The sequence below is a fragment of the Pseudoalteromonas pernae genome, assembly GCF_039831865.1.
GTDB lineage: Bacteria > Pseudomonadota > Gammaproteobacteria > Enterobacterales > Alteromonadaceae > Pseudoalteromonas > Pseudoalteromonas pernae.
On the sequence record NZ_JBDODM010000008.1, the window covers coordinates 56,764 to 82,534 of the forward strand.

The 25,771-nt window shown below is 45.9% G+C and carries 17 protein-coding genes and 1 pseudogene; 13 read left to right on the forward strand and 5 right to left on the reverse strand.

The window, feature by feature from the left end; genetic code table 11:
- Window positions 1-31 precede the first annotated feature (31 nt).
- On the reverse strand, window positions 32-2,962 hold the full coding sequence (locus tag V1358_RS16300; RefSeq protein ID WP_347394213.1) for a TonB-dependent receptor domain-containing protein: 2,931 nt from the start codon (window positions 2,960-2,962) through the stop codon (window positions 32-34).
- 362 nt (window positions 2,963-3,324) lie between these two features.
- Here V1358_RS16300 and V1358_RS16305 point away from each other — a divergent pair, with 362 nt between their 5' ends.
- The 10 genes from V1358_RS16305 to V1358_RS16350 all read left to right on the forward strand — a co-directional run bounded on the left by V1358_RS16305 (window position 3,325) and on the right by V1358_RS16350 (window position 17,958).
- Window positions 3,325-5,031, forward strand: a complete 1,707-nt coding sequence (locus V1358_RS16305; RefSeq protein ID WP_347394214.1) for a cyanophycinase — start codon at window positions 3,325-3,327, stop codon at window positions 5,029-5,031.
- A gap of 233 nt (window positions 5,032-5,264) precedes the next feature.
- Window positions 5,265-10,190, forward strand: coding sequence for a S8 family serine peptidase (locus tag V1358_RS16310; RefSeq protein WP_347394215.1), 4,926 nt, complete (start codon window positions 5,265-5,267; stop codon window positions 10,188-10,190).
- 198 nt (window positions 10,191-10,388) lie between these two features.
- Complete coding sequence (locus V1358_RS16315) at window positions 10,389-11,252, forward strand: MipA/OmpV family protein (RefSeq protein ID WP_347391445.1); 864 nt, start codon at window positions 10,389-10,391, stop codon at window positions 11,250-11,252.
- The gene (locus tag V1358_RS16320) at window positions 11,252-11,644 is read left to right on the forward strand and encodes a DUF3019 domain-containing protein (protein ID WP_347394216.1); all 393 of its coding nucleotides are present in this window, start codon (window positions 11,252-11,254) and stop codon (window positions 11,642-11,644) included. The genes V1358_RS16315 and V1358_RS16320 overlap by 1 nt, the downstream gene beginning before the upstream one ends.
- Window positions 11,644-12,360: a response regulator gene (locus V1358_RS16325; RefSeq protein ID WP_347391447.1), complete on the forward strand. Its 717-nt coding sequence runs from the start codon at window positions 11,644-11,646 to the stop codon at window positions 12,358-12,360. The genes V1358_RS16320 and V1358_RS16325 overlap by 1 nt, the downstream gene beginning before the upstream one ends.
- A 5-nt stretch (window positions 12,361-12,365) precedes the next feature.
- Window positions 12,366-13,574: an ATP-binding protein gene (locus tag V1358_RS16330; protein ID WP_347394217.1), complete on the forward strand. Its 1,209-nt coding sequence runs from the start codon at window positions 12,366-12,368 to the stop codon at window positions 13,572-13,574.
- 68 nt (window positions 13,575-13,642) lie between these two features.
- On the forward strand, window positions 13,643-14,320 hold the full coding sequence (locus tag V1358_RS16335) for a response regulator (RefSeq protein ID WP_347394218.1): 678 nt from the start codon (window positions 13,643-13,645) through the stop codon (window positions 14,318-14,320).
- The gene (gene creC, locus V1358_RS16340; RefSeq protein WP_347394219.1) at window positions 14,307-15,788 is read left to right on the forward strand and encodes a two-component system sensor histidine kinase CreC; all 1,482 of its coding nucleotides are present in this window, start codon (window positions 14,307-14,309) and stop codon (window positions 15,786-15,788) included. The genes V1358_RS16335 and creC overlap by 14 nt, the downstream gene beginning before the upstream one ends.
- A 78-nt stretch (window positions 15,789-15,866) precedes the next feature.
- Window positions 15,867-17,159 (forward strand): cell envelope integrity protein CreD, encoded by a 1,293-nt coding sequence (gene creD / locus V1358_RS16345; RefSeq protein ID WP_347394220.1) that lies wholly within the window; start codon window positions 15,867-15,869, stop codon window positions 17,157-17,159.
- A 121-nt stretch (window positions 17,160-17,280) separates the two neighbouring features.
- Window positions 17,281-17,958, forward strand: coding sequence for a hypothetical protein (locus V1358_RS16350; protein ID WP_347394221.1), 678 nt, complete (start codon window positions 17,281-17,283; stop codon window positions 17,956-17,958).
- A 1-nt stretch (window position 17,959) separates the two neighbouring features.
- On the opposite strand, the gene V1358_RS16355 is transcribed toward V1358_RS16350, so the two are convergent.
- Window positions 17,960-19,249: a LysM peptidoglycan-binding domain-containing protein gene (locus V1358_RS16355; protein ID WP_347394222.1), complete on the reverse strand. Its 1,290-nt coding sequence runs from the start codon at window positions 19,247-19,249 to the stop codon at window positions 17,960-17,962.
- 332 nt (window positions 19,250-19,581) lie between these two features.
- On the opposite strand from V1358_RS16355, the gene V1358_RS16360 reads away from it, so the two are divergent.
- Window positions 19,582-19,884, forward strand: a complete 303-nt coding sequence (locus tag V1358_RS16360; RefSeq protein WP_347394223.1) for a DUF6482 family protein — start codon at window positions 19,582-19,584, stop codon at window positions 19,882-19,884.
- On the opposite strand, the gene V1358_RS16365 is transcribed toward V1358_RS16360, so the two are convergent.
- The 3 genes and pseudogenes from V1358_RS16365 to V1358_RS16375 form a co-directional block, all read right to left on the reverse strand.
- The gene (locus V1358_RS16365) at window positions 19,877-20,398 is read right to left on the reverse strand and encodes a DUF6436 domain-containing protein (protein WP_347394224.1); all 522 of its coding nucleotides are present in this window, start codon (window positions 20,396-20,398) and stop codon (window positions 19,877-19,879) included. The two genes, V1358_RS16360 and V1358_RS16365, sit on opposite strands and share 8 nt — an antisense overlap.
- A pseudogene (locus V1358_RS17775) lies at window positions 20,388-20,945 on the reverse strand (methyl-accepting chemotaxis protein); the annotation flags it as partial. The pseudogene V1358_RS17775 and the gene V1358_RS16365, both read right to left, overlap by 11 nt.
- 1,057 nt (window positions 20,946-22,002) lie before the next feature.
- Window positions 22,003-22,905, reverse strand: a complete 903-nt coding sequence (locus V1358_RS16375; RefSeq protein WP_347394226.1) for an aspartyl protease family protein — start codon at window positions 22,903-22,905, stop codon at window positions 22,003-22,005.
- A 170-nt stretch (window positions 22,906-23,075) separates the two neighbouring features.
- On the opposite strand from V1358_RS16375, the gene V1358_RS16380 reads away from it, so the two are divergent.
- Both V1358_RS16380 and glmS read left to right on the forward strand, forming a co-directional pair.
- Window positions 23,076-23,843, forward strand: a complete 768-nt coding sequence (locus tag V1358_RS16380) for a DeoR/GlpR family DNA-binding transcription regulator (protein WP_347394227.1) — start codon at window positions 23,076-23,078, stop codon at window positions 23,841-23,843.
- Window positions 23,844-23,905: 62 nt separating this feature from the next.
- A complete protein-coding gene (gene glmS / locus V1358_RS16385; RefSeq protein ID WP_347394228.1) occupies window positions 23,906-25,726 on the forward strand; it encodes a glutamine--fructose-6-phosphate transaminase (isomerizing) in 1,821 nt (606 codons plus the stop codon).
- The last annotated feature ends 45 nt before the right edge of the window (window positions 25,727-25,771 follow it).

A 25,771-nucleotide genomic window follows, 5' to 3' on the forward strand; every position in this document is an offset into this window, starting at 1 on the left:
AGGGGCCTAAGCCCCTTGTCTGTGGGAGAAGTTAGAAACGATAGGTTAGCCCGACTCTATAAGTCGCGCCATAGGCATTGTGATTGATAGAATCAAAGCCTCGTTGAGAGCCATAAAGTTTTGGTGGCTCTTCATCGGTGACGTTATCTATGCTCAGGCGTATAGTGGCTGCGTCGTTGATATCGTATCCAGCAGCGACATCCCACACTAACCATGTGTCTACCTCATGAGTCCCCTCTTCAGTTAGCACGCCTAAATCGCTCAATTCATCTAGCTCGCGGCCTCTGAGACCTTCAATATCATCAGCGTAACTATCGGTGTAATTGGCTCCTAATGAAATGTAGTAATCATCTGCATCCCAAGAAATACTGAAGCGGCCAACATTTTCTGGGTAACGGTAAGTGCCAATCAGCTTCTCAAGTGCGTCCGACCCTGGTTTATTCCGTTCAAAGCTCAGATAATGCGTCGCATCGAAGCGTAATGTAAGGTCTCCCCCTTGCATGTTGAAGCGGTGATCAAATTTGATATCTATACCTGCTAAATCTTGTGTGCCCGTGTTCTCCAGAGGGATCACATGGTCACGATACAGCGGTAGGTAGAGCTCGTCATCTCGAGGGTCAAACGCCGTGATGTAGTTATCTAAAATTTCAGATAAATTAGCACCTTGCTCCTCAATCGTTAAACCAGCGTTATCGCTTACATCACATACATCGGGGTCATATGAAATACCTTGTTGGCCATCAGGCACGATGCCACAATGACGTAGGCTTGCATCGTCGATTGCGCGCGCCAACACAGCTGTCATATTGGTATCGATCACTTCTTCATGTTCAAATTGCCAATAATCCACGGTGAGGTTCGTATTGGCGCTTGGGCTCCAAGCGAAACCGATACTCAATGCTTCTGACTCTTCAGCTTTCAGGTTGGGATTGCCCAACTCAAGCGAGTTGACGGTGATTTCAGTGCCATCGCCCATACAATATAAATCTGATACTGCTTGGTTAGCACCGCAGTCGAATGTTGACGTTGTAGTGCGTAATTTGACGCCTGCTTGGGTCAGTGACGGCGCTCTGAACGACGTGGACCAAGAGCCTCGCATAACCAAAGAGTCTGTAGGACGATATGTGATGCCCACTTTAGGATTAAAAGTACTGCCGAAATCGCTGAAATGATCATAACGCCCAGCTGCTTGAAAATCGATTTGCTCACTTAAAGGAATATTGAACTCAGCAAACGCCGCATACTGTGTTCGAGAAGCTTCCGACACTGAAGAGCCGAACCCGAATACGTCGACCAGATAGTCGTTATCCGCGCGAGCGCGTGCATTCAATGACGGAATATCCGAGAGTTCTTCGCGGCGAACTTCCACACCAAAGGCGGCCGCAACAAATCCTGATGAGAGCTCCATCAGTTCACCATTGATATTTGCATCCCAGCCATACACCGTGCTTTCGCCTTCACGAGTCGGCTGCTCCTGGGTGAGTGCTAAAATACCATCATTTTCAGCATCACCTACTAAGAATGGGTTGTAGAAGTTGAGTAGTTCCGAGCCTGAGCACGTTAAAGCAGAGCCATCGTAACTGGCTATCTCGCCATTGTTACAAAGTTCACCCGTGAGTGCGGCATGGACTTTGTATCGGTTGTAAACGCCGGCAATCGCTTCTTGCTCCGAAGTAGAGCGAGAAAGCGTGATGCCAGATTGCCAAAGCCAATCACCTATATCACCTTCTAACGAACTGACAAGGCGGATATTTTCAGATTCCACCTCAACTGTGCGCGGTGAGTTAAAGCGAGCGTCGAAGGCAAAGCCCCAGACTTCACGGCCATTCACGGTGTCAAAAGGGTCGATGTAGAGAGAATCGAGTAACGCATTAGAGCCATCTGCTTGGTCAAAAATAAACAAGGCATCTTCGAGAACATAAGGGCCATCGCTGTCGTCGATTTGATTGATTGGCGCTGGTGAAGAAAAGGCTTGGGACTTGGTTTTACTGTAGAAAAAGTCATTTTTCCATTTTAAGTCGCCTAGGGGTTGGCTATAAATGAATCCGGCTGATGCGCTTTCAAACGGCGTTTCAAGATAGTCGTCTTCATTGCCATAATAAGCGCAAATAAGTTCTCCATACTCTGTTTCCACCAATTCTGTTTTACAGCCTGGTGCTGGTTGTTCGTTACCATCACGTGAGCTGTAGTAATAGATATTCGGTGTGTTTTCTAACTTAGGTAAGTAAGAGTATGAGTTAATCAAAGGTGCGTTTGCGGTGTAACTACGGTCACTAGCCTTAAAAGCATTACGGTCGTATAGGTCAGCAAACACAGTAAGATGACCCTCACCTACTGGCGTACCGTATACGAGGTTAAGTTGTTTTTTACTTTCGTCGTGGCTGGCAAAGCTATCTTCAAAGGAGACATTCACTTCGCCGCCTTGATAATCCTCTTTGAGGATGTAGTTAATGACACCTGCGACAGCATCTGCTCCATAGATAGCCGATGCGCCTGTTGCGAGTATTTCGATGCGCTCAATCGCGGCTAATGGAATGGCATTTACATCGACAAAGTTTTCGGTACCAGCTGCAAACGAGCTCGGTGCAACGCGGCGCCCATTCACTAAAGTGAGGGTCGCTGATGGCCCCATACCACGCAGGCTTGCGGCTGCTTGTCCGGCAGGAGTGGAGTTTGATGTACCACCACTTTCTGAGGTGGAAAACGTACCGCTGCCACCTTTTAACTGGGATAAATCTTTAAGTAAATCATGAATCGTGTTCGCACCTGAGCGAGATATCGCATCTTGGTCTAACACAGTTAAGGGCTGTGCCCCCTCGAGATCAACGCCTTTTAAACGCGTTCCTGTCACATCGATTTTTTCAATTTCTTGTAGCTCAGCGCTTGGCTCAGCAGCATACACATGGGGATTAGCTACCAGTGCCGCGTAAACGGCGCTCGCAGTTGTTAACTTACGAAACATCACTTCACCTAGTTGTCTAAATAGATTGGTTGTGACATCGGGATACAGTTATGCCGATAGGCATAGTCCAGCCGATGCTTGAGTTTTTATTGTTTTTAGACGGGGGTTGGGTTGTTAGACACAGCAACGCCCTTACCTGCAACAGGTAAGAGGGCTACTCGTCAAACCACTCCGATAAGTAGTGAGGCGAGTAGAAATATGTCGTAAGCGAAGGAGCTTTTTTTAACATTTTTCCACCTTGGTTTTTGACAAGGGTATGAGCCAGTGTTAGCTTTACCCGCGTTCATAGTCGCTCAAATTTATAGCAGTCTAAAAATCTAACTGCAATATTTTTTAATCATTTTTTTACATGAGTCGACGTCATGATACAGTTTTGTACCTTTTTTAAAGGTTTTCCATTTTCGAAGAAGTTAGCTTCTTTTTTCTGTTTTTTATCTACATTTTCTTTATCTTTACATGCCAAAGAAATACCCAATAGCACCTTGTTAATTGGTGGCAGTTTACACACTTGCTCAAGCATGAGTGACCGATATTGCGTTGGCGGCATCCCTCCATTTGGCAAAGAGAATGCACTTTATTTGCTCAGTAAAGAGCGCATAGAGACAATTGACGCTAACTGGCCTGCAAACAGGGCGGAAAAAGAGAATGTTATCGCGCTGCTCACCCAACTCAGTACTGTGTTGCCAAATGCAGTCTCTCTCAAAACCTTAAAGCAACATTGGTTTCGCCAAGCAGAGGTGATGTATTACTCATTGTCAGATGATGTCTACTATTTTGTACTCGACAACTTAGAAATACAGCAGATAGACAGTGAGGGTGAACGTCTTAGGGAGTCAGTTGATACTTCAAACAATAAGAGTGAAGCGAGCAACCGTATTCTCAAAGTTATCGAGAATGCAGCTAAGCGTCATGCAAAACCGCTTATATTGAGCGTCACAGCGTCCAGCCGAGATCCTTATGAATCTGCTGATTTTTATGAGGGATTGCTGAGTTTTAAGGGCGTCCAAAGCGAGTGGTTGGCGTTAACGCCGGCTTCAGCAAAGGCGCTAGCAAATAGCGATTGTGACAATCTTCGCGCATATAGAGTGGCTGCGAATACGTATAACCGGGAAGACGTTTATCCGGATAGAACGTTTGCCGAGCAGAGATTGTGCCGCGCAGGCATTGATGCGCTCAAAGAAAAGCTCGATAAGGCCAGCGTGATTATGTTTAACGGCGGTGACCAAAGCTTAACTCGACAAGTCTTTTTTGATGATAACAATCACGCCTACCCTTGGACTCAACACATTCTCAATATACCTATGATTGTTGGCACGAGTGCGGGCACGGCTGTGCAAAGTGGCGGAAGTAACCAGTTTGGAACCGTACCCATGATCAGTAATGGAACGAGCATTCAGGCACTCGTGTTGGGTGCTTTAGACAAATCCCCACCCAGTGCGCGATGCTCTCAGGGCGCAGCATGTAAAGCATCAGTGCCTTCTGATGCGCTAACCTATGAACCAAAAGGAGGTCTGGGGCGTTTCAATTTAGGCGTCTTAGATACTCACTTTAGCGAGCGCGGACGTACCCTGCGCTTGTTCACCTTGCTTAAGGATACCCATCAAAAACTTGGGTTTGGCATCGATGAAACAACCGCATTATTGGTCAGTGACACCAGTACAGCCCCTCAATTTGCCGTCATTGGTAAGTCTGGGGTTGTTGTGATCGAAGCAATAGATGAGTCTTCTTTTTATTATTCGTATTGGCCTCAGGGAGTAACGGTCACAAGCCAGTTGCAACAACAAGGTGTGAGCTTTGCATTTTCGACGGGTATGAGTGAGGTTAAGCCTACCAGTGTGGTGCCTTCACCTTCGATGGTTGATGATTTACTGAATAACAGCCGACTTCGCACCGTGACGCAACAGATGTGTCAACGTGGTGGGCATCACATGATAAGCAACATCCAACTCGATGAGAGGCAATGGCGAATTGAATTTAAAAAATCCGAAAAGACCCGCTTTTATACATCTCATCACAGTGAACAGCATTGCGCTATCAACCAACTCAAGGTATCTATAAAAGCGAATTAAAAAGTCTAAATACACTGCCTAGCACGCAAAAGAGATGCCGGGCAGTTCACTTCCTGATTGCAGACAGTTTGGTAGTTTTTGCAACAACTGTCGCAAAATGCATCAAATTGTCCTATTTGTTCCCACCTAATTGCACGTAGTTGAATAAAACATAACCATCGATGAGGGGAAGCCAACTTATAACAACAAATCGGCTTCATTATACAAAAATAAAATAACACCGAAGGTTAAGTATGTTTAACTTGAAGAAAGTCTCCTTTATGGTGGCTTCAGCCTTATACATCGGTAGCTCTGCTGCAAGCGCAGTGAATGTAGCGGCCGATGAATGGGTTGCACCATCATCAGACTATGCGCCAAAACCAATGATGGAAGAAATGCATTGGTCTGGCGACGTAGCTCAAACAATTAAGAAGCAGGGAAAGATCTTCCGAGCGGAAGAAGGCGTGCATGGTGAGCACACATATATCGTTGAACTAGAGGATGCCCCTCTATCTGCATACGACGGTAACATTAAAGGTTTGGCTGAAACAAAATCAGTTGTAACCAATGCGCGTACTCAGCAAGGTCAACCCCTGAACTTAAACACTCAGGAGCTTTCTGGTTATAACAATTACTTGAACACACAGCGTCAAAACTTCATTGCGCAAGCCAGCACATTGCAAGGCTTAAGCGTAAATGTTGAGCGTGCCTACTCAGTTGCGATTAACGCGTTCACCACCACAATGACCCAAGACGATGCTATGCGTCTGGCGAAAGTGCCTGGTGTAAAACGCATCACTCGCTCAAAAGTTTACTCATTATCAACGTTTAACACCATAGAACAAACAGGTGCGAAGCAAATGTGGGCTAACGCTTTTGGTGGCGGCTCTAACAAAGGCGAAGGCATGGTTGTTGGTGTAATTGATACAGGTATCAATTCAGATCATCCTTCATTTGCTGAAGTGGGTGGCGACGGTTATGTTCATGAAAATCCACTAGGTGACACATTCCTAGGTGACTGTGCGACGGCTGCATTCTCAGACAAGTGTAATAACAAGCTCATTGGTATTTACTCTTATCCTGAAATCACCGATACATACTCAGACGCTGCGTTTGCCCAAACGCGCCCTGCTTATGGTGAAGACTACAACAGCCACGGCTCACACGTTGCGGGTACGGCAGCTGGTAACATTCTTTATGATGTACCGTTTAAGTTAGCTGATGCCGAAGCGCAATCGACGGGTGTTGAGACTGACTTGGTATTCAATGAAGTATCAGGTATGGCACCTCACGCTAATATCATTTCTTACCAAGTATGTTGGCCAGGTGGTTCAGGTGACCCTTACGCGGGCTGTCCTACTACGACTATTCTTGCTGCAATTGAGCAATCTATCATCGACAATGTTGATGTACTAAATGCCTCATTAGGTGGTTTAGAAGAAGATCCATGGATTGACCCAATCGAGCAAGCATTCTTCAATGCTGCCAACGCAGGCGTATTCGTAGCTGTTGCTGCCGGTAACTCAGGCCCAGAATTAAGCACAGCTGATCACTCTTCACCTTGGGTAACAACCGTTGCTGCGCATTCTCCATCTTCGATAGTGGATTACGGTGTTAAATCACTGGAAAACATGTCTGGTGGCGATACAGCGGCGCCTGCGGCTATCAAAGGTTACTCTTCAACATTTGATGAAGTAACTGGCCTTATCGTTAAGGCAGAAAACTTTGAGAACCCGGGTACCAATGCTTACAACATCATGGACTGTGATCAACCATTCCCTGCAGGTACATTTGATTTAGCGGATGACCCAGCAACAGCAGATATTGATGAAAGCGCTCAAGACGTGATTGTTACGTGTCGTCGCAGTTCACGTCCGCTGTATGAAAAAGCAAATAACGTAGCGGCGGGTGGTGCTGAAGGCGTCATCATTTATAACCGCTTTAGTTTCCAAGACAGCGCGGCAATCCCTGTAATTCCACATCCACTTCCGGCGATCCATATCACTAACGAAGACAGTGTAGATCTTATGGCGTGGTTGGACTCAGGTTCTGCACACATGGGTACTATGACTGGCGCGCAAAGTGAGATTGTGCCGGTAGATAAAGAGCGCGTTGCTTACTTCTCAGGCCGTGGTCCTTCGTACTTCGGTATCGATACTATGCTAGTAGATATCGCTGCTCCGGGTGTTGATATCTATGCACCTAGCTCGGATGATCAACCATTCACTAACAACCCACGCACAGCAGACTGGCAATCAATGTCAGGTACGTCAATGGCGAGCCCTCACGTTGCGGGTGCCGCTGCGTTGCTACAACAATCACACCCTGAATGGTCTGTATCACAGGTACAATCAGCATTGATGTTGACTGCAGGTAATGATTTAACTAACTCTCGCTTCCTAAGCAACTATAAAGACGACGGCATTAAGTCGAGCTTACAAGACATGGGTGCGGGTCGTATGCGTGTTGAGTTAGCGGATAAAGCTGGCCTAACGCTGCATCAAGACATTGCGGGTATGGTAGATGCGAATCCATCAACAGGTGGCCATGCTGAAGACCTCAACACTGCTTATGTTGTTGATAACACTTGTCCTACTACATGTACGTTTGTTCGTGAATTTACGGCAACAGAAGACGCAAGTTGGACAGTGCACACTGAAGAGTGGATTGGCGCGTTCGAACTGAAAGCTGAGCCTGCGCAGTTTGATATCAAAGCCGGTGAAACACAGCAAATCGTGATCACGGCAACCAGCAAGCCACACTCAAGTGCAGCAAGCTACATCGACTTAAGCGGTAACCAAGGTCAAGTAACATTGGTATCAAGCAACAGTGCTTCACCAGTACTTGAGTTACCAGTATGGACATTTACTGGAGACCGTGGTCTTCCTCCTTATGTGAAAGTTGAAGCGCATCGTACTTCTGCATCTATCGAAGTGGGTCCGTTCAACACCGCAGAAGTAACTGACTTCACAGCCCGTACTTACGGTATGGTTAAAGGCGATGCCAAGACTGTTAAGATGTTCTCTGATCCAACAGCAGGCGACCCGTTCGATCTTCATGACGAAGATGGTGAAATGGTTAACATCAACCACACTGAGTGGACTGCCGTACCTGAAGGCAGCAAGATGTACAGCGCCAGTGTCATTGGTAAAGGTATCACAGAGCGCGTGATCCTATTCACAGGTCACGACGCCAATGGCGATGGCATGGCAAGCATGGATGAAGTGCTATGTATGTCAACCAACTACAATATCAACAACTTCTGTAACATCGTTGAGCCGAATGCAGGTGATTACTTCACTGTGTTCATGAGCACAGCTTACATTCCTTACGGTGAAGTTGACGAAGGTCGTGATATTAATATCGCAACTGGCGTAGTCGGTCAGGATAATGGCGGTTTAGTGGTTTCTGCTGAGCAGCAAATCGCTGGCTACGAGCAATACAACGTAAATCTAGCGTACAACCTGCCAGAAATGGAAATTGGTGATATTTACTTCGGTGGTTTCGACCTTGGTTCAAACCCAGAAGACGCAGGTAATCTTGGTTTTGTGCCAGTACTTGTGACGCAAATTGATGATGATGTTACTTTCACGGCTGACAAGCACAAAGCGAGTCCTGGTGATGTTGTTAACTTCACCGTTGATGTGATTGCTAACAATGAAACGCAAGCTCGTAACTTTGCGTTGACGACTGAATTCCCAGAAGGTATTCAGATTATCGCTGACAGCATTGTAACGACAGCATCTACACCTGTGGCTCCAGAAGTAACAGACAATGTGTTGTCACTTGTGGGTGTGCAGGACACGACAAAAGATGTTGTTCGTAACTACATCATCACGACTAATGTGACAGATCAAAGCTGTTCACTAACTGCTGGTAACTCACCTTACCCAGATTACCTCAATTTACGTGACCTAGGTTGGCGTACGCTTGAGGGTGTGGAAGGTCGTTACTACAACGAACATAAATACTCGTTTAAAGAATTGATGCAAACCGATATGGACGTGAAGTTCCCATTCTTTAACAAGTATCACTTCGACTCAATCAAGCTAAACCCTGCGGGTCTAGTCACCTTCGGTGATACAGGTCGTACAACGCCGTTCCACGTTGAGTTCCCACGTGCTGCGAGCATGCCGCCTCCGCCACCTTACATCATTGCACCTTTCTGGGTGGGTGATAACACAATTCCTGAGCGTATCGATGCAAGTTCACGTACACCTGGCGATCCAAATGCCGGTATTACTCCAACCTTTACTTACTCTCGTGAGTGGTTAGTACTGGAATGGGATAACGTAGAGCGTTATCGCACAGATGGTCAAAGTGTCGACTTCGAAATGTTCATGCGTATGGGTATCAACTATGAGCCAGGCGAGTACGAGCTGATGTTTGCTTATGACAACGTCAACCTTGTTGATAACCAAGGTACTATCGGCTTTAAAGCTGCTGACGGTCGTATCCTAGTCAATGGTGACATTCCAATGGATGTAAACATCGGTGATGGTTTTGCCTATGACAACCTTGATCAAGTAGTTGAAGACGGCCTAGTGGTTTGTATGGACTACACAGGTCCTGAAATCTCTAAATTCAGCGTGAGCTTCGATGCTTATGTATCTGAAAAAGCGGCGAACCAAGTTCATACGCTTTACGTGAACAATGGCCTTGAAGGTTCAGATACAGAACGTCTTAGTCTTGATCTTGAAGTAATGGGTAACATTACTCTACTTGACCTTGATGATCTGACTGTGGCTGAAAACGGCGCTATTAGCTTCGACGTTATCTACGCAGACAAAAATGGCGTAAGTAATGAAATTGAAGTAATGGGTGACAACGTAGCAATCGAAATCAGTGGTCATGACTCTGGTTCAACAGTGACGTTAACACCTGCAGCTCACTTCCACGGTGAAACGCAAATCACTGTGATGGTTAAAGACAGTGTTAATGCAACCGACATGGCATCACAAAGCTTCATGTTAATGGTTGAATCTGATGGTGAAGAGTTAGGTTGTACTGACCCTGCTGCAACTAACTACGATGCATCAGCAAACACTGATGATGGTAGCTGTACTTATCCAGTCCAAGTAACCCCTGAAGAAAAAGTTAAATCTTCAAGTGGTTCAATGGCTTGGATGTTACTACTGTTCATGCCTTTAGCTTTCATTCGCAAAGCTAAAAAAGCGTAACACTTTTCCCTAACGACGATAAAAGCCAATTGGAAACAGTTGGCTTTTTTTCCTTTTAAACATGAGATTAATTTTATTAATAGAGTGTCCAAATTGTTACAAAAGTGTACATTAATTGATTTGACTGATCTTGCCCCAAGAGGGATGCTGCTGTCTCAAATTAATCGAGTTTTTCCATTAACGAGAGTCGGTAACACAGTGTTCAAGGCCAAGTTATTACTGATTGCTGCGCTTTTTAGCGCGATGGCAAGTGCAGACGAGCAAAGCATTTATGCTGCACAATCAGGATGGCAGTTTGGACTTAGTACCGGGTATGGAAAAATCGACAATCCTGTACATAATTCCGACGACATTCCTTTGTATGTCATTCCTAATATTGAAGCTTTTTATGGTGATTTTGCATTTACCAATTTTGAGCTTTCATGGACGCCACTGAGCTATGACCATCATCAGTTGTCTTTCGTAGCGAAAATGAACCGTGATGGTTTGTATTTTATTGATAGTCTTGCAAGTAGTTCCGTCCTCGCATCTTTGACGACATCGGCCTTGCCGGGCGCTCCTCGTCCACCGAGTGCACAGACGCAACCAAACGCCCGAAAGCGAGTCGGTAACATTCAGAACATTGGCGAGCGTGAGCTGTCATTTTTAGGTGGTGCACAGTATTTGTTTGACTGGCAGCAATGGCGTGTTAGTGCCAGTGTGTTTAGCGAGCTTACTCACTACTACCATGGCCAACAGGCTGAGTTAGCTTTGTCTCGCTATCAGCAATGGAACAAACATTTAGTCGTTGCCAGTGTGCAGATGCAATATCAGAGTAATGAACTGACCAAGTACTATTATGGCAGTCAGCGCCCTGAGCTTGCGGCGGGGTTTTCTTATTATCAACCGCAACATGCATTTAACACCAGTGTACAACTGACCTATCAATATCAATTGGACGAAAAGTGGCGAATCATCTCCGACATAAAGTGGCAAACGCTGGACGATGAAATCGCTGATAGCCCATTAGTATCTAAGCAGCATCTGCTGTCTTACTACGCAGGGGTGGCTTGGAGTTACTGATGAGCCGACGCGTAGGATTTCTATTGATACTAGCTAGCAGCTTGCTACCAGCACACGGTAACGAGAGCAAGTTGCTTGATAAACATTACATCAAAGCTAAACCAGAAATCTGCGTAACGACACAAGACAAGTGTCAGGTTGACTTATATCTAAGCTGGCAGGGCGAACCTGCCTCCAGCTATTGCCTCGAAATTGAAACCACCGAATTAGAACGAATTTGTGACATTCCCAATCGCGCTCACCAATTCAAACTCTCATTGGAAGTTGCTTCCGACGTGAAAATTTACCTTGTTCGTCTGCAAGACGTGCAGCGTGTCGCAAACGTCTCCATAGACGTTCAAAGGCACTCGTTAAATCAGAAACGTCGCAAAGTGGCTTGGAGTATTTTTTAATGAACGAACAAAAAAAATCCATTCTATACGTTGAAGATGACCTTAAACTCGCGGATCTAATTACCAGTTTCTTAACCAGTAATGGTCTTTCGGTTACCCATATCAGCTCGCCACATGTTGCGGCATTTGAAATGCTGAAAAAGCGTTATGACTTAGTGTTACTTGATATTGGCTTACCCGAAAGTGATGGCTTTAAGGTCTTTGAAGAACTCCAGCGCCAATATTCGGTGCCGGTCATCTTCTTGACTGCACGCCAAAGTCACGTTGACCATATTCATGCCTTAGAGTTGGGTGCTGAAGATTATCTGACCAAGCCAATTACGCCGTCTATTTTATTGGCGCGTATTAATCACTGTTTGCGCCGCAACGAATTAAAGTATTGTGCAAAGAATGCAGCACAGTCACAAACTTTGACCATAGGTAATCTGGTGATCAACCGTTATCAACGCCAAGCCAGCCTAAATGGTGATCGTTTGGAGCTCACCACGGGTGAATTTGATTTGCTAGAGAAGCTCGCCTTCAATGCCGGTCAAGTGGTGAGCCGTGAACACTTATTCGAAGCGGCAATAGGCCGAAAATATGATGGTCAAAACCGTACTATTGATGGTCGAGTGAGCCGCTTACGTAAAAAGTTAGGTGACGCTGATGAGCAGCCGAGCCGTATTATTACCGTTTGGGGTAAAGGCTATATTCTATCGCCGGATGCTTGGGTTTAAGCCGAGTGTTCAAGGTTTACGCCTATCTTTTTAGCGCGCTGGTGATTTGCTTAGGGGCCAGTGCCTGGGTCATTAATACCCAGCTTAATGAGGCCCCTATTGCCACTGCGGCTGAAACAGCTTTGGCTCGTGTTGTATTACAACCTAATAATGAACAACAGCATGAGTTGGCAAACTTAGTCACCTCAAAGCCCGCCGCTTCATTTCATTTCAGTGAAGGCATTCAAAGGCGTTTAGCGAATGCTGAAGTAGTGGCGATGCTCAATGAAGATCAGCACCTTTATTTTTACTACTTAGACTCTGCCCAAGACCAAGTTCGAGTGCTTGGGCCCTTGCCAAGAGATGCGCGCGATCCGCAGCAAGCTTTTATTAGTATGCTTTTTTATGCCAGCGTTGCACTCGCCGTGTTACTTGTCAGTTGGCCGTTGTTGCGTGACTTAAATCGTTTGCGTCAGGCTAGTAAAACCATATCGAAAGGGGATTTTTCGGCGCAAGCCAGGCTCACAAAGTTCAGCGTTATCTATGGAATAGGTGAAGCATTTGATGAAATGGCCAGAGCCCTTAGAGATCAAAATGATTATCAGCGTCAGCTGATTAACGCGGTATCACACGACTTCCTAACGCCAATTAGCCGAGCGAAATTTGCCTTAGAAATTCACCGAGAAATGCCAGATTCAAACTTGAATGGTGACAGTGTGTTGCAGGATATCACTGAGCTAGAAATGCTGGTGGAAGAGTTTTTAACTTATGCCGAACTCAATCAGTGTCGCCCAGCCATTCGGCCCACAGTCCATAACGCGCAAGATTTACTTGAGCAAGCCTGTGATAAATTCAAAATTTACAGTGATATAGAAATTGAGATTCATTGCCAATGCGATGCCATTGAAGTTGATAGACGCAGTTTCTTACGCATTTTGCAAAACCTCATGAGTAATTCAGTGCGTTTTGCCAAGACTAAAATTCATGTGCATCTAACTGACAATCCTCATGGTATTGAACTGCGAGTAGAAGATGATGGCCCAGGGTTCAGTGAAAAGTTGAGCCCTGAATTGTTGCAGGCGTTTGTGAAAAACCACCAAGTGGCGCAGCGAGAACAAACCGGAGTCGGTTTGGGATTATCCATCGTCAGTAAGCTATGCGCGTGGAATGATGCCGATATTCAATTAGATAAAAGTGCCTCTTTGCATGGTGCCTGTGTGCGAATAGTGTTCTAGCTCACTTGCTAAAAATGACCGCGCCTGTAACTATAGTTCGGTAACGTCACAGGGAACAAAGCACAAAAATGACAAGCCAACACATCGTAGTGATTGAAGATGAGCGCACCATCGCCGATACCTTGATACATGTGATTGAACAAGCCGGGTTTAGCGTAAGTTGGTGTGCGACGGCACAGCAAGGTTTAGCAGCGCTGCATAGTCAGCATACAGATTTGGTGTTGTTAGATATTGGTTTGCCTGATGGCAATGGCTTTGAGCTTTGCAAACAGATCCGCAGCTTTAGCTCTGTGCCGATAATCTTTCTCAGTGCCAGAAACGATGAAATTGACCGTGTGGTTGGTTTAGAAATCGGTGCTGATGATTACGTTACCAAGCCATTCAGCCCCCGCGAAGTGTTGGCCCGTATTAAGCTTCGTATTGCCAAGGTACAACCCCAGCCCACACCCGTGGGACACGTTACAGAGATGGGCCTACATCCGCAGCAATATGACTTTTTTGTTGGCACGCAAGCATTGCAGTTAACCGCGCTTGAATACAAGCTGCTCAATAAGCTATTTAGCCACCCTAAACACGTTTTTAGTCGAGAGCAGCTAATGCAGGCGAGTGACATGGCTAATGGCACACATTATGAGCGCAATATCGACTCTCATATTAAAGCGGTTCGACAGAAATTGAAGGCGCATGATTTAGCGGATGTGATCCACACTAAACGTGGCTTTGGGTATTTCTATGAGCCTAAATAACTCACCTGGCTCACGCATCGATAAACTATTTCAATGGCCAAAAATCCCCTTGGGATTCAGGCTGTTTTTACTTTATGTGGTGGTGGTGATCCTGACGACGTATGTTGTCAGTTCCACGGTGATACGAGAAATTAAACCGACCGTGCGTCAAGTTAGCGAAGAAACCTTGGTTGATATGGCGAACTTACTGGCCACTTTAGCAACCCCTTATATGCAGCAAGGAAATTTAGCGAGCAGTGAATTCTCAAAGCTGCTTGTTCATTTTGGTAAACGTGATCCGCAGGCCGCTATTTGGGGCATGGACAAAAGCAGCATTAATCATCGAATTTATATTACAGACGCTGACGGTATTGTGCTGGTGGACTCGTGGCAACAAGATGTAGGCGCGGATTTTTCGCGCTGGAACGATGTGTACCTGACATTACGCGGTGAATATGGCGCGCGCTCAAGCGCGCAATCAGCCGATGATCCCAATTCAACCGTGATGCATGTAGCCGCCCCCATTAAAGTCGGCGATAACATCATCGGCAGTGTTACTGTGGCTAAAGCTAATCGTTCCGTGCAACCCTTTATCGACAATGCCAAATATCGAGTTTTAACTTGGCTGGTAGTGATGAGTGTGGTGGCCTTGCTGTTGGGGGCGTTGATTGCTTGGCGGATTAATCGCGCCTTGGAAAAATTGGCTGACTATGCAGCCAAAATGGGCCGTGGAGAAAAAGCGAAAAAGCCGGTATTTCGAATCTTTTATGAATACGCCCAACTGAGCGATGCGCTTGGGGATATGCGCGCCAAACTTGATGGTAAAAATTATGTTGAGCAATATGTGCAAACCCTTACTCATGAACTCAAAAGTCCGCTAAGTGCAATTAAAGGTGCGAGCGAGTTACTGCAAACGCCATTATCAGAGCAAAAGTTACACCTATTTGCGGGCAATATTGAGAAAGAAAGCGAGCGTATGCAGGATCTAATCGACAACTTGCTGCAACTTGCGCGGCTGGAAAAACAGCCACAGCTGCAATCTCGCGAGCAGGTCTTACTGGCACCTATGATCACCCAAATTTGTGACTCCATGCTGGCGCGAGTGACCAGAACAGGGGCGTCCTTGAGTCTTGACTGCGATGAACACAGTTATGTGCTTGGCGATGCATTTTTAGTCCAACAAGCGCTCTACAATTTAGTTGAAAACGCGTTTGACTTTGTTGCCGCAGATAGTGATGTGCAGATAATTGTTACCCAAGAGCTGCATGAAACACGTGTTGCGGTGCGCAACCAGGGCCCGCACATACCCGATTACGCACTTGATAAAGTTCGAGAGCGCTTTTACTCCCTGCCAAGAGCTGATGGCCACAAAAGTACAGGCTTAGGGCTGACATTTGTAGAGCAGATCATGCAGCTACATCATGGGCAGCTACATATAGAAAATACCCCAGACGGCGTGTGTGTAACGCTAATTTTTAAAACTCCATAAAGTCTCCACACCCCCTACACCTGAACTCCAAATTAGAGGAATAGGCTTATGCCTATATCATCACATGGAGTTAAATAAATGAGACAAAAATTAGGTAATAAATTACTCATTATCGCGGGATTAACCTTGGTGTTGCTGGTGCCAATAATGTTGATCAAGGGGCTTATCTTTGAACGCTCCGCACGCCTGAGCGAAGTACAACAAGAAATAGCTCGTAGCAGTAGCGGCGAACAAACGGTGATTGGTCCGTTTTTGTATGTGGAGTCATTAGTACAAAAAAATAACGACCAAGGTCAGAGCTACACCATCGTTAACAAGCAGGTGATTTTGCCAGATGAATTAACGTGGCAAGCGGACCTCACTACCTTTGAAAAATACCGTGGTATATACAAAGCTAACCTGTATCGCTCTCAAAACAGCATCAATGCCACCTTCTCAACCAAGATGCTACAAACCTATGCAGACATGAATGTGACCAAAGTAAATTTGGTGATGGCGGTTGAAGATATCCGCGGTATTGGTGTTGGCAGTGAGGTGAAATTAGCCGGTGAGCAGCGCAGCTTCCTACCTGGCACTCAATTAAAGCAACTCGCCGATGGTGTGCATGTGCCATTGGAAATGAGCGCTCTGCTAGAGCTGGAAACGCTCACCACGCAAGTGACTCTGAATCTGCAAGGTATGACACGATTTGCCATCGCGCCTATCGGTGAAGAAACACATTTTTCCATGAACGCAGATTGGCCGCACCCTAGTTTTGTTGGTGATTACTTACCAATCGCAACGGACATAGAAAATAATGGCTTCACAGCAAATTGGCAAACCAGCTTTTTTGCTACGAACATGCAGGATATGTTTGCTAATTGTATGAGTAGTAAGGGCATTTGTAATGACTTACGGGAACGAAACCTGGGTGTAAATTTGGTGGATGGAGTCGATCACTATTTAAAAAGTCATCGTGCGACTAACTATGCCACCTTGGTGTTGTTTTTAGTATTTTCGAGCTTTTTCTTGCTGGAGATTTTGCGCAAAGAGGCTATTCACCCTGTGCAATATGGATTTGTTGGCTTGGCAATAGCGGTATTTTATCTCTTGTTAGTGTCGCTTAGTGAGCACTTTGGGTTTAATTTAGCGTATGGCTTATCAGCGCTGGCATCAGGGGTGTTGCTCAGTATTTATGTGGCTGGCATGCTGCGCAGCAGCAAACAAGGAGGTCTATTCTTCATCGGCATTAGTATGTTGTATGGCGTGCTGTTTAGTCTGTTGTCGGCCGAAGACTATGCCTTGTTGATGGGCGCGATATTGGTGTTCGCAGTATTGAGTCTCATTATGATGCTAACCCGCAAATTCAATTGGTACGGATCCAACGAATAAACCTAACCAATGGCACCTATCTCTGCGTCGAGATAGGTGCGAAATAAACTGCAGTCTTAAATGAACTTAGTCGCCTGCATCAAGGTCTTTAGTACACCATGTGTGTCGAAGACATAAGGACATGTTTTTTAGAACGATTCTCATCTCATTGCTGCTGCATTTAATCGTGCTGTGGTTGTTATTGCGCACGCCGACCCCTGCGGTCATGCACACCATGGATGTGGCGCAAAAAAACCTCAAGGTGGTGATGATCACGCTTCCTACACCGCAGCCTGTGGCTGCCGATACTCCTCGCTCCGAGGTTGAGATTATTGAGCCAGAGGTGAATGTTCCTGAGTTACAAAATGAATCGGGGGAAACATCGTCATTGGCACAAGTTGGTGAGCGTCAGTCTTCACCTAAACCCCTGAGCAATTTGGCAACTGAGCCTCAAGACCAAGCATTACCAGCGTCGCAAATTAAGACCATCGATATTTACACTAATTTGGAGCAACGTGTGGCAAGTGCCTACGCACAATCTCAAGTTCAGGTTGGCCAATATAAAGCACTTGATCAACTGCCTCATAACGCGACAACGGTGCCTAAAGGTGTGTTAAATAATTCCCAACAAATGAAGGTATTGGCCGGTGATGTAGTGTCAGGAAACTATCGATTTGAACAAAATGGTCGTTGTTTCGTGATGCTGGCTTCCTCGCCTATGTCAGATTCGGATATGCCTGCGGGTGAAGTGCCCTGTGCCGATGCTAAGGGTAAAAAACAGGCCGCATTGAATGCGGCCATGGATAAGTGGTTAAAGTAATTTACGAGCGCGACAAGAAGACTTTTAATTTGTCGCCAATGCGCAACGTTTCTCTAGATAAGTTATTCCACTGCTTAAGTTTGGTCACAGTGACATCATAGCGGCGCGCTATCTTCCACAGGCTTTCACCTGATGCCACCTTATGCTCGATTTGCTCGTCCGCCAGCACGGGTAAAATAAGCTTATCACCTACACGAATGCGGTCTGACTTAAGATTATTAAACGCTTTTAGTTGGCTCGTAGTGAGCTCATAACGTTTGGCTATCACACTTAAGCTATCGCCTTTGGCAATGGTGTAATGATGCCACTGGCTGTAATCACTGCTTTGTTGCTTCGCGATAATATCTTGCCATTGCGCTTTTTCATTGGCAGGAACAACTAAATGCGGCGCATCAATTACCGCAGGAAAGCGGATCACCCCATGATTGAGGTTCTCTAACTGCTGCCACTGCGATCTCTGTGCCAATATAACAGCACCTTTAACAGGTAAAGTGGCGATCGCTGGGCTGTTTTCAATCGGTGGGAACACCATTTTTTGATGTTTTAACAAATGCACTGCGGCAAGGAGTTTTGGCACGTAATGACGCGTTTGCTTTGGTAAGTCTAAGGCAAAAAAGTCAGTGCTCTTCCCCGCTTTTTTATTCTTTTCAATGGCTTTGAGAACGCGACCTTCGCCGACGTTATATGCGGCAATAGTGTGATACCAGTCACCATCAAAACGCTTGTGGAGATACTCAAGAAAATCTAAAGCTGCATCGGTACTGTTGATCACATCTTGTCGACCATCGTACCAAGGGCTAATTTTTACTTTAAAGTACTGCGCCAAAGACGGCGTTAACTGCCATAAACCGGATGCGTGCTTGTGCGAGTATGCACTAGCATCAAAATCGCTTTCGATGAGTGGCATCAAAGCCAATTCAATTGGCAAGTTACGTTTTTCTACTTCGGTAACGATATGATAGAGGTATGGCTGCGCACGGCGGCTGATCTCTTCCATATAGTTAGGGTGTGCCAAATACCAATCTACGCGTTTTTGCACGTCTTTATGTTGGCTCTCGGGGAAACTTAATTGCATGCGCACACGCTGCCACACATCATCCACTTGTTGTGGCGATTTAGTTTCTTTGATAACAGCAACGCTAGGTTCAGCGGTCGCAACAGGTTGTTGCGTTACAGTGGATATGGTTTCTTGCTCTTGCGCTGTCTCTTTTGCTGCTGATGAAGGCGGCTGCGGCGTGTTTTGACAAGCAGCAAGCAAGGCAGCGAGAGAAATAATTAAAACTCGATACATAGAAATTCGGTACTCAATTTTACGACTAATGTTTGCTACAAGGTGATAGCACGAAGTGTGAGAGCTTAATCAGTGCACCTGAATACAAAGTGAGCAAAAAATGACCACCAGCTTAAGTCTCTGAGCGACACCTTAATTTATTTTCCACTGAGCCTGTATTTTTGCGACAACTGACCGCACGTTTGCTCATGGATTTTGTTGTTATTAACCCGTTTTCGACCACCAAAATGCCGATTGGTTCACGCAACGCTTAGCAGAAGGTTGCACTTTTTTTAATCGATTTGTTTCATTGATCCGTTAAAAGTAGATGAATCTAATTGAGGAGCCAACCCATGCAAGCAAACGAACTCAAAGCAGCCCTAGCAGACGACCAATACCGAGCAATTATTCTGAGCTATGCCGATGCGAATCATTACCTCGCAGGTGCCCTAGACCCACAGGGAAATTACCACATTTTAGGTGACGCTCGACAAGCATTGAAACCCTTTAATTCATTGCGCGAAGCAGAGCAGGCGCTGGCCAGTTTGGGAGCAAAACAAGCACTCCTCAAAATGCATTCGGCTTACGAAGAAATTGGCCCCAATGATGGGTTGGCGGATCATACCTGCGATATGGAAATTCGTAGCCTTAGCTAGTAACTTGCTCGAGGCGGCAATAGCAGCCTCGAGTGTCACTGACGCGTAAATCACCTTTAAAGCCTTTGCTGTAGTTCGCGATCACGGTGTCAATAATGCCGTCACTAATTGCACACGACAACCCAACCGACAAAGGACCCGCATACATAACCTCCTGATTTTCATCAAGCAATATGGCGGCAGGCACTGCAGGTAGGAGATTACGCAGGTGTGCTGTAACGTCTAGCTGCACTACCGCTATGCCGTATCGTTCAGCATCCGCCTTCACTTTGGTCTGGTGCGGGCGCGAGGTCTCATTGCACTTACAGCCCTTATCCGTAAGCAAGTAGAGTGTGGGTTTACTATGTTCTTGAGGTAATTGCGCGCGTGCTAATTGTGGCCAATTTGGGCCTTGCAGCATGGCCTTAGGGTCAAATGCTATAGCGCGTTGATCAGTTAAAAACCACAGTCCTGCAACAGTACAAATCAGCCAAACAAGGGCGGCAACGGCGCGGCTTGTATTGCTAAGCGCCATGGGTTGAGAATCGAGTGATATGGGCTTTCATCTCTTCTACAGCATCAAGCATACTGCTGATTTGCACGTCAAGCTGAGCGATATTCTGTGCGTCGTGCTCAAAATCCGTTTTCATATGGTTGCTGTAGGTCGCAATATGCTGGGTGTTCTGTGCTTGCTGCGCGACGATGTCATTTACTGCGTCAGATTCGTTGCGAATGTGCTCCATTGTAGTCGCAACCGATGATATCGCGCGGTGCACGCTCGAGCTCAGTGATTCGACAGTGCCAATTTTATCAATGCACTCATCCATCGATTGCACTGAGTTGTTGCTGTTGCTGATGAGCTCTTTGAGTGTCATGGCTATTTTGTCTGTGGCTTGCTTTGAGGTATTCGCAAGCGATCGCACTTCATCAGCGACTACAGCAAAACCCCTTCCTTGTTCCCCTGCTCTTGCGGCTTCGATGGCTGCATTGAGTGCTAACAGGTTCGTCTGTTCTGCAATGGCATTTATGTCATTTAATAAATTTGAAATAAGACCGCAGCTGGTGTCGAGTTCTTTGACCTGTTGCTGGGTATTTTGCAATAACTTGCCGAGTGCGTGGCTCTCATTATCTGTTTGTTGCACCTGTGTCATCGCGCTACTGAGTTCGTTGGTTATTTGGTTGTATTGTGTTACGACTCGATCACTTTGGTCGTGTACTTGTGTGAAACCCTCTGCAACACGCTCACCTGCACTGGCGATTTGCTCATTTTGTTCTCTTTTATGCGCCACGCGCTGTGTCAGATTCGCTTGCAATTCAGCGAGCTGTTGCGCGCTGTTATGCACGGTATGATGCTCTTTTTGTAACGTGAGCAAGGCGTCGTTTAAGGTGTTTAGCAGCTCGTTGAATTGTTGCAGTGCTCTGCTGTTCTTTGCCTCAACACGGACCGATAAATCAAGCTTCATTGGATCTTTGGCGATATCATGAACGGCATCTTCAAGCGCTTTTGCACCGCGATATTCAAGTTGCAGCATGTAAGCAATATAAGCCGCAATTGCCGCTTCAGCAGTTGCGTAAACAGCATGGATGATAACGGTTGAGAAGGCTAAGCGGTCAGGGTCAAACACATACACGGCTATCTGGTTTGTTTGCATAAAATAAAAACTCAAATGATGAGCAGCCACCAGCACAAGGGCGGTGATAAAAATCTTCCAATTGGTAAAGACGACCAATATTGCCATAAGGATAAAGATCTCAAAGTGTACTTCGATCAACCCAAAGCTCTGATGGATATGCAGAAACGAAAATAACATTAGTGCCGCAGCACCAATGTGGTGAGTGAGCCTACTGTACGGTGCTGTCTTTAATAAATACAGTGGTAAGGACGCAATTAAAGCGCCTAGAATGAACCCTTGAACCAGGTTGTTGTAATACAGACCAAGCGCAATGGATTCAATAAAAAGAACAATGAGTAAAGACGATATCAACGAGGATGGTTTAACCACAGAAGCTCCCCACTTAATGCATAAATAGCTATGTTATTGAACTTAGTCAGGGTTCTCTAACAGTGCAACTTTGCGTTGTTAAAAACGAAGTGCTTCTTACGCGGTGTGGTGATGTCGGGATCACCAACGTGACTTATTAGCTTTCTTCCGGCAAGCCCACATGAGCGTGACCAAGCTTGTAGTCGATAGTGACCACGAAATGTTTGAGAATATCGTAGCCGAGAATACCTTCAACTTTGGCAGACTTTATGCGGGTGCCCGTGGTCGAAAATTGGTTTTCCAAATTCGCTGATTGCCCTTCACCGGGAACGCTAACAAGCACATTTTCCAACGTGTACGGGCCAAATGCGAGCTCATCAATGCGCACAGATTGAGTGGTAGCAAAGGTATTGACCCCACGGCTTAGATTTGTGCTGATGTCTTTGTTGTCTAACCATCCTAGGCTGGTTGCAACAGAGCGTTTAATCATTATGCCGCCAGAACTGCCTGTATCTAAGAGTAACCAAGCACTGCGATCGGCTCCCAATGCTACTTTTACGATTGGTCGCCCTGTTCCTCGTTGCGCGCGCATCTCGATGTTTTCGACATTTCCAAGATCTAGGCTGTCTCGGGTAATTAAGCGCATACGGCTGTTGGGGTAGTCTAGCTGCACAATAAACTTATCGAAAAAGCCGGCTCCTAGCAGCAATCCATTAGTATGAAAGCCCAGCTGTGCAGCAACTAATCCATCTATTTTAGTTTCGAAGCCAAACAAGCTTACATTAACCTTGTTGTACGTCTTTTTGTCTTCAATTCCATATACACCTTTGACTCGCGTTTTTCCTGCTGCCACTAAGTTGAGCTTATTCTTTAAGATAAAGGCGCTGTTGATGCCATGTATTTGTGCCCCTGTATCTAGGATTGCTTGAGTTTCAATACCTTCTACTATGACAGGGATTTTTATATGGCCACTCTCTTGGCTAAACTGCACCCAGTTGGATATTGCAGCGTGTGCATGAAAATTAAATAAGATCAGAGTGATGAATAATAGAAAGCGCATAGTATTTACGTCCTTGTATACTAATTTATTACATTTAAAAGAGTACCCAAAATCTTCACTGATGTAAAAATAATCAAGTTATTACATAAAGTCGGAACACAAGTTGTTGAGATCCGCATAAAGTTTCGACTATACTGCGCATCTTTCGAATCGAAACTTATTTCTTTCAGATGACCAAACGCAACACACAGCAGCGCCGCCATACTATTTTGTCTCAAGTTAATGAACTGGGCGAAGTATCAGTAGAGGCCTTGGCTGAGCAATTACAAACATCTGAAGTTACGATTCGAAAGGATTTGGCATCCCTTGAACAAAGTGGTCTTTTATTACGTCGCTACGGTGGCGCTATTTCACTGCCAAGTGAGATTGTTGCTTCTGAGCCGCGGGACTCAGCGCGCAAGGTGGCTATCGCCAAGGCGGCGGCAAATCTGATTAAAGACCATCACCGCATTATTATTGATAGCGGCAGAACCACAGCGGCGATGATCCCAGAACTTGCAACAAAACGTGGCCTAGTGGTGATGACTAATGCCATCAATGTAGCCAGTCGCTTATTGGCGCTCGAGAATGAACCAACATTATTGATGACCGGCGGCACGTGGGATCCCCATTCAGAATCGTTTCAAGGGCAGGTTGCAGAGCAGGTGTTACGCTCTTATGATTTCGATACCCTATTCATCGGCGCTGATGGTATCGATGTTGCCCGAGGCACAACCACCTTCAATGAGCTTATTGGCCTTAGCCAAGTAATGGCTGAAGCCGCTCGAGACGTGGTGGTCTTAGTTGAATCAGAAAAAATCGGCCGCCGAATCCCTAATTTAGAATTACCTTGGCAACGTGTGAGCACGCTAATCACCGACAACAACTTGGCTGCTAATTTGCGCCAAGAAATAGAAGCTCATGGCATCACCGTGATCTGTGCCGAGGTTAACGAATAACGCCTGGCCGACAACACCAGGTAGTAATTTAACTGTACACATACTGTGCAAATGGAGATTTTATGTGTGGAATCGTAGGGGCTGTTGCAGAGCGCCCAGTAAATAGAATATTAGTTGAAGGCTTGAAACGCCTTGAATACCGCGGCTATGACTCAGCGGGTGTAGCGCTTTTACAAGGCAACACACTAAACAGTGTGAAATCTGTAGGCAAAGTGGCGGCGCTTGAAAGTGCATTAAATGAAGCCAATGTATCGGGCACAACAGGTATTGCGCACACACGTTGGGCAACACACGGTGGTGTAACCGAAGCAAACGCGCACCCTCACCTATCAAACAACGAATTAGCACTCGTTCACAACGGTATTATTGAAAACCACGCAAGCCTGCGCGAAGCGCTTAAAGGTGATGGTTATACGTTTGTATCAGAAACTGATACGGAAGTTATGGTGCACTTGATCCATCAGCTGCGTCAGCAACATGATTCATTACTTAGTGCCGTGCAAGCGGCGGTTAAGCAACTGGAAGGTGCTTACGGAACGGTTGTATTTGATAAAGCTAACGATAATGAAATCGTGGTTGCGCGCTCTGGCAGCCCACTTGTAATCGGCCTTGGTTTAGGCGAAAACTTTATCGCGTCAGATCAGTTGGCACTTCTGCCTGTAACGCGTAGCTTTATCTTCCTAGAAGAAGGTGATGTAGCGCGCATTACTCGTAACAGCGTAGAAATTTTCGATGTAAATGGCCAGGCTGTTGAGCGTGAAGTGGTTGAATCAAACATTACCCAAGATGCCTCGGGTAAAGGTGAATATCGCCATTACATGCTTAAAGAAATTTATGAGCAACCTATGGCGGTACGCAACACTCTTGAAGGCCGTTTGCAAGATGACCGCGTTGCGGTAGATGCCTTTGGTGAGAGCGCCACGCAAATCTTCAAAGATGTGAAGCATGTGCAAATCATCGCCTGTGGTACGTCGTATCACTCAGGTATGGTAGCGCGCTACTGGCTAGAGCAATACGCAGGCGTTAGCTGTAATGTCGAGATTGCTTCTGAATTCCGTTACCGTGATTCATTCGTACATGAAAACAGCTTGTTAGTCACTATTTCACAATCAGGTGAAACCGCTGATACACTAGCTGCCTTGCGCTTAGCTAAAGAGCAAGGTTACATGGCATCGATGACCATCTGTAACGTCCCTGGTTCGTCATTGGTACGTGAATCTGACTTGGCATTTATGACCAAAGCAGGCGCTGAAATCGGTGTAGCATCAACCAAAGCATTCACCACGCAACTTGTGGGTTTATTGATGCTAACCGCGTCAATTGCGCAGGAAAAAGGCCTTAACCAGCAAGAAATCGTTAACGCGATTAAAACCTTGCCAAACAAGCTAGAAGAAGCGCTGCAACTCGCTAGCGGCATCGAGCACTTAGCTGAGGAGTTTGCCGATAAGCACCATTCATTGTTCCTAGGTCGTGGTTCGCAATACCCAATCGCAATGGAAGGTGCGCTGAAACTTAAAGAGATCTCTTACATTCACGCTGAAGCATATGCTGCAGGTGAATTGAAGCACGGTCCACTGGCGCTGATTGATGCAGACATGCCTATCATCGTTGTTGCACCAAACAACGAGCTGTTAGAAAAGCTCAAATCAAATGTTGAAGAAGTGCGTGCTCGTGGCGGTATCATCTATGTATTCGCTGACAAAGACTCACACTTTGAATCTGATGAAACAATGCGTGTAATCAACGTTAATCACGTAGAAAATGTGATCGCGCCAGTTGTCTATACAATCCCATTGCAGCTGCTTTCATACTACGTAGCGGTAATTAAAGGCACGGACGTTGACCAACCTCGTAACCTAGCAAAGTCGGTTACGGTGGAGTAAGTTAAGTTCATATTGAAAAGGCGCATTACGCGCCTTTTTTTGTGC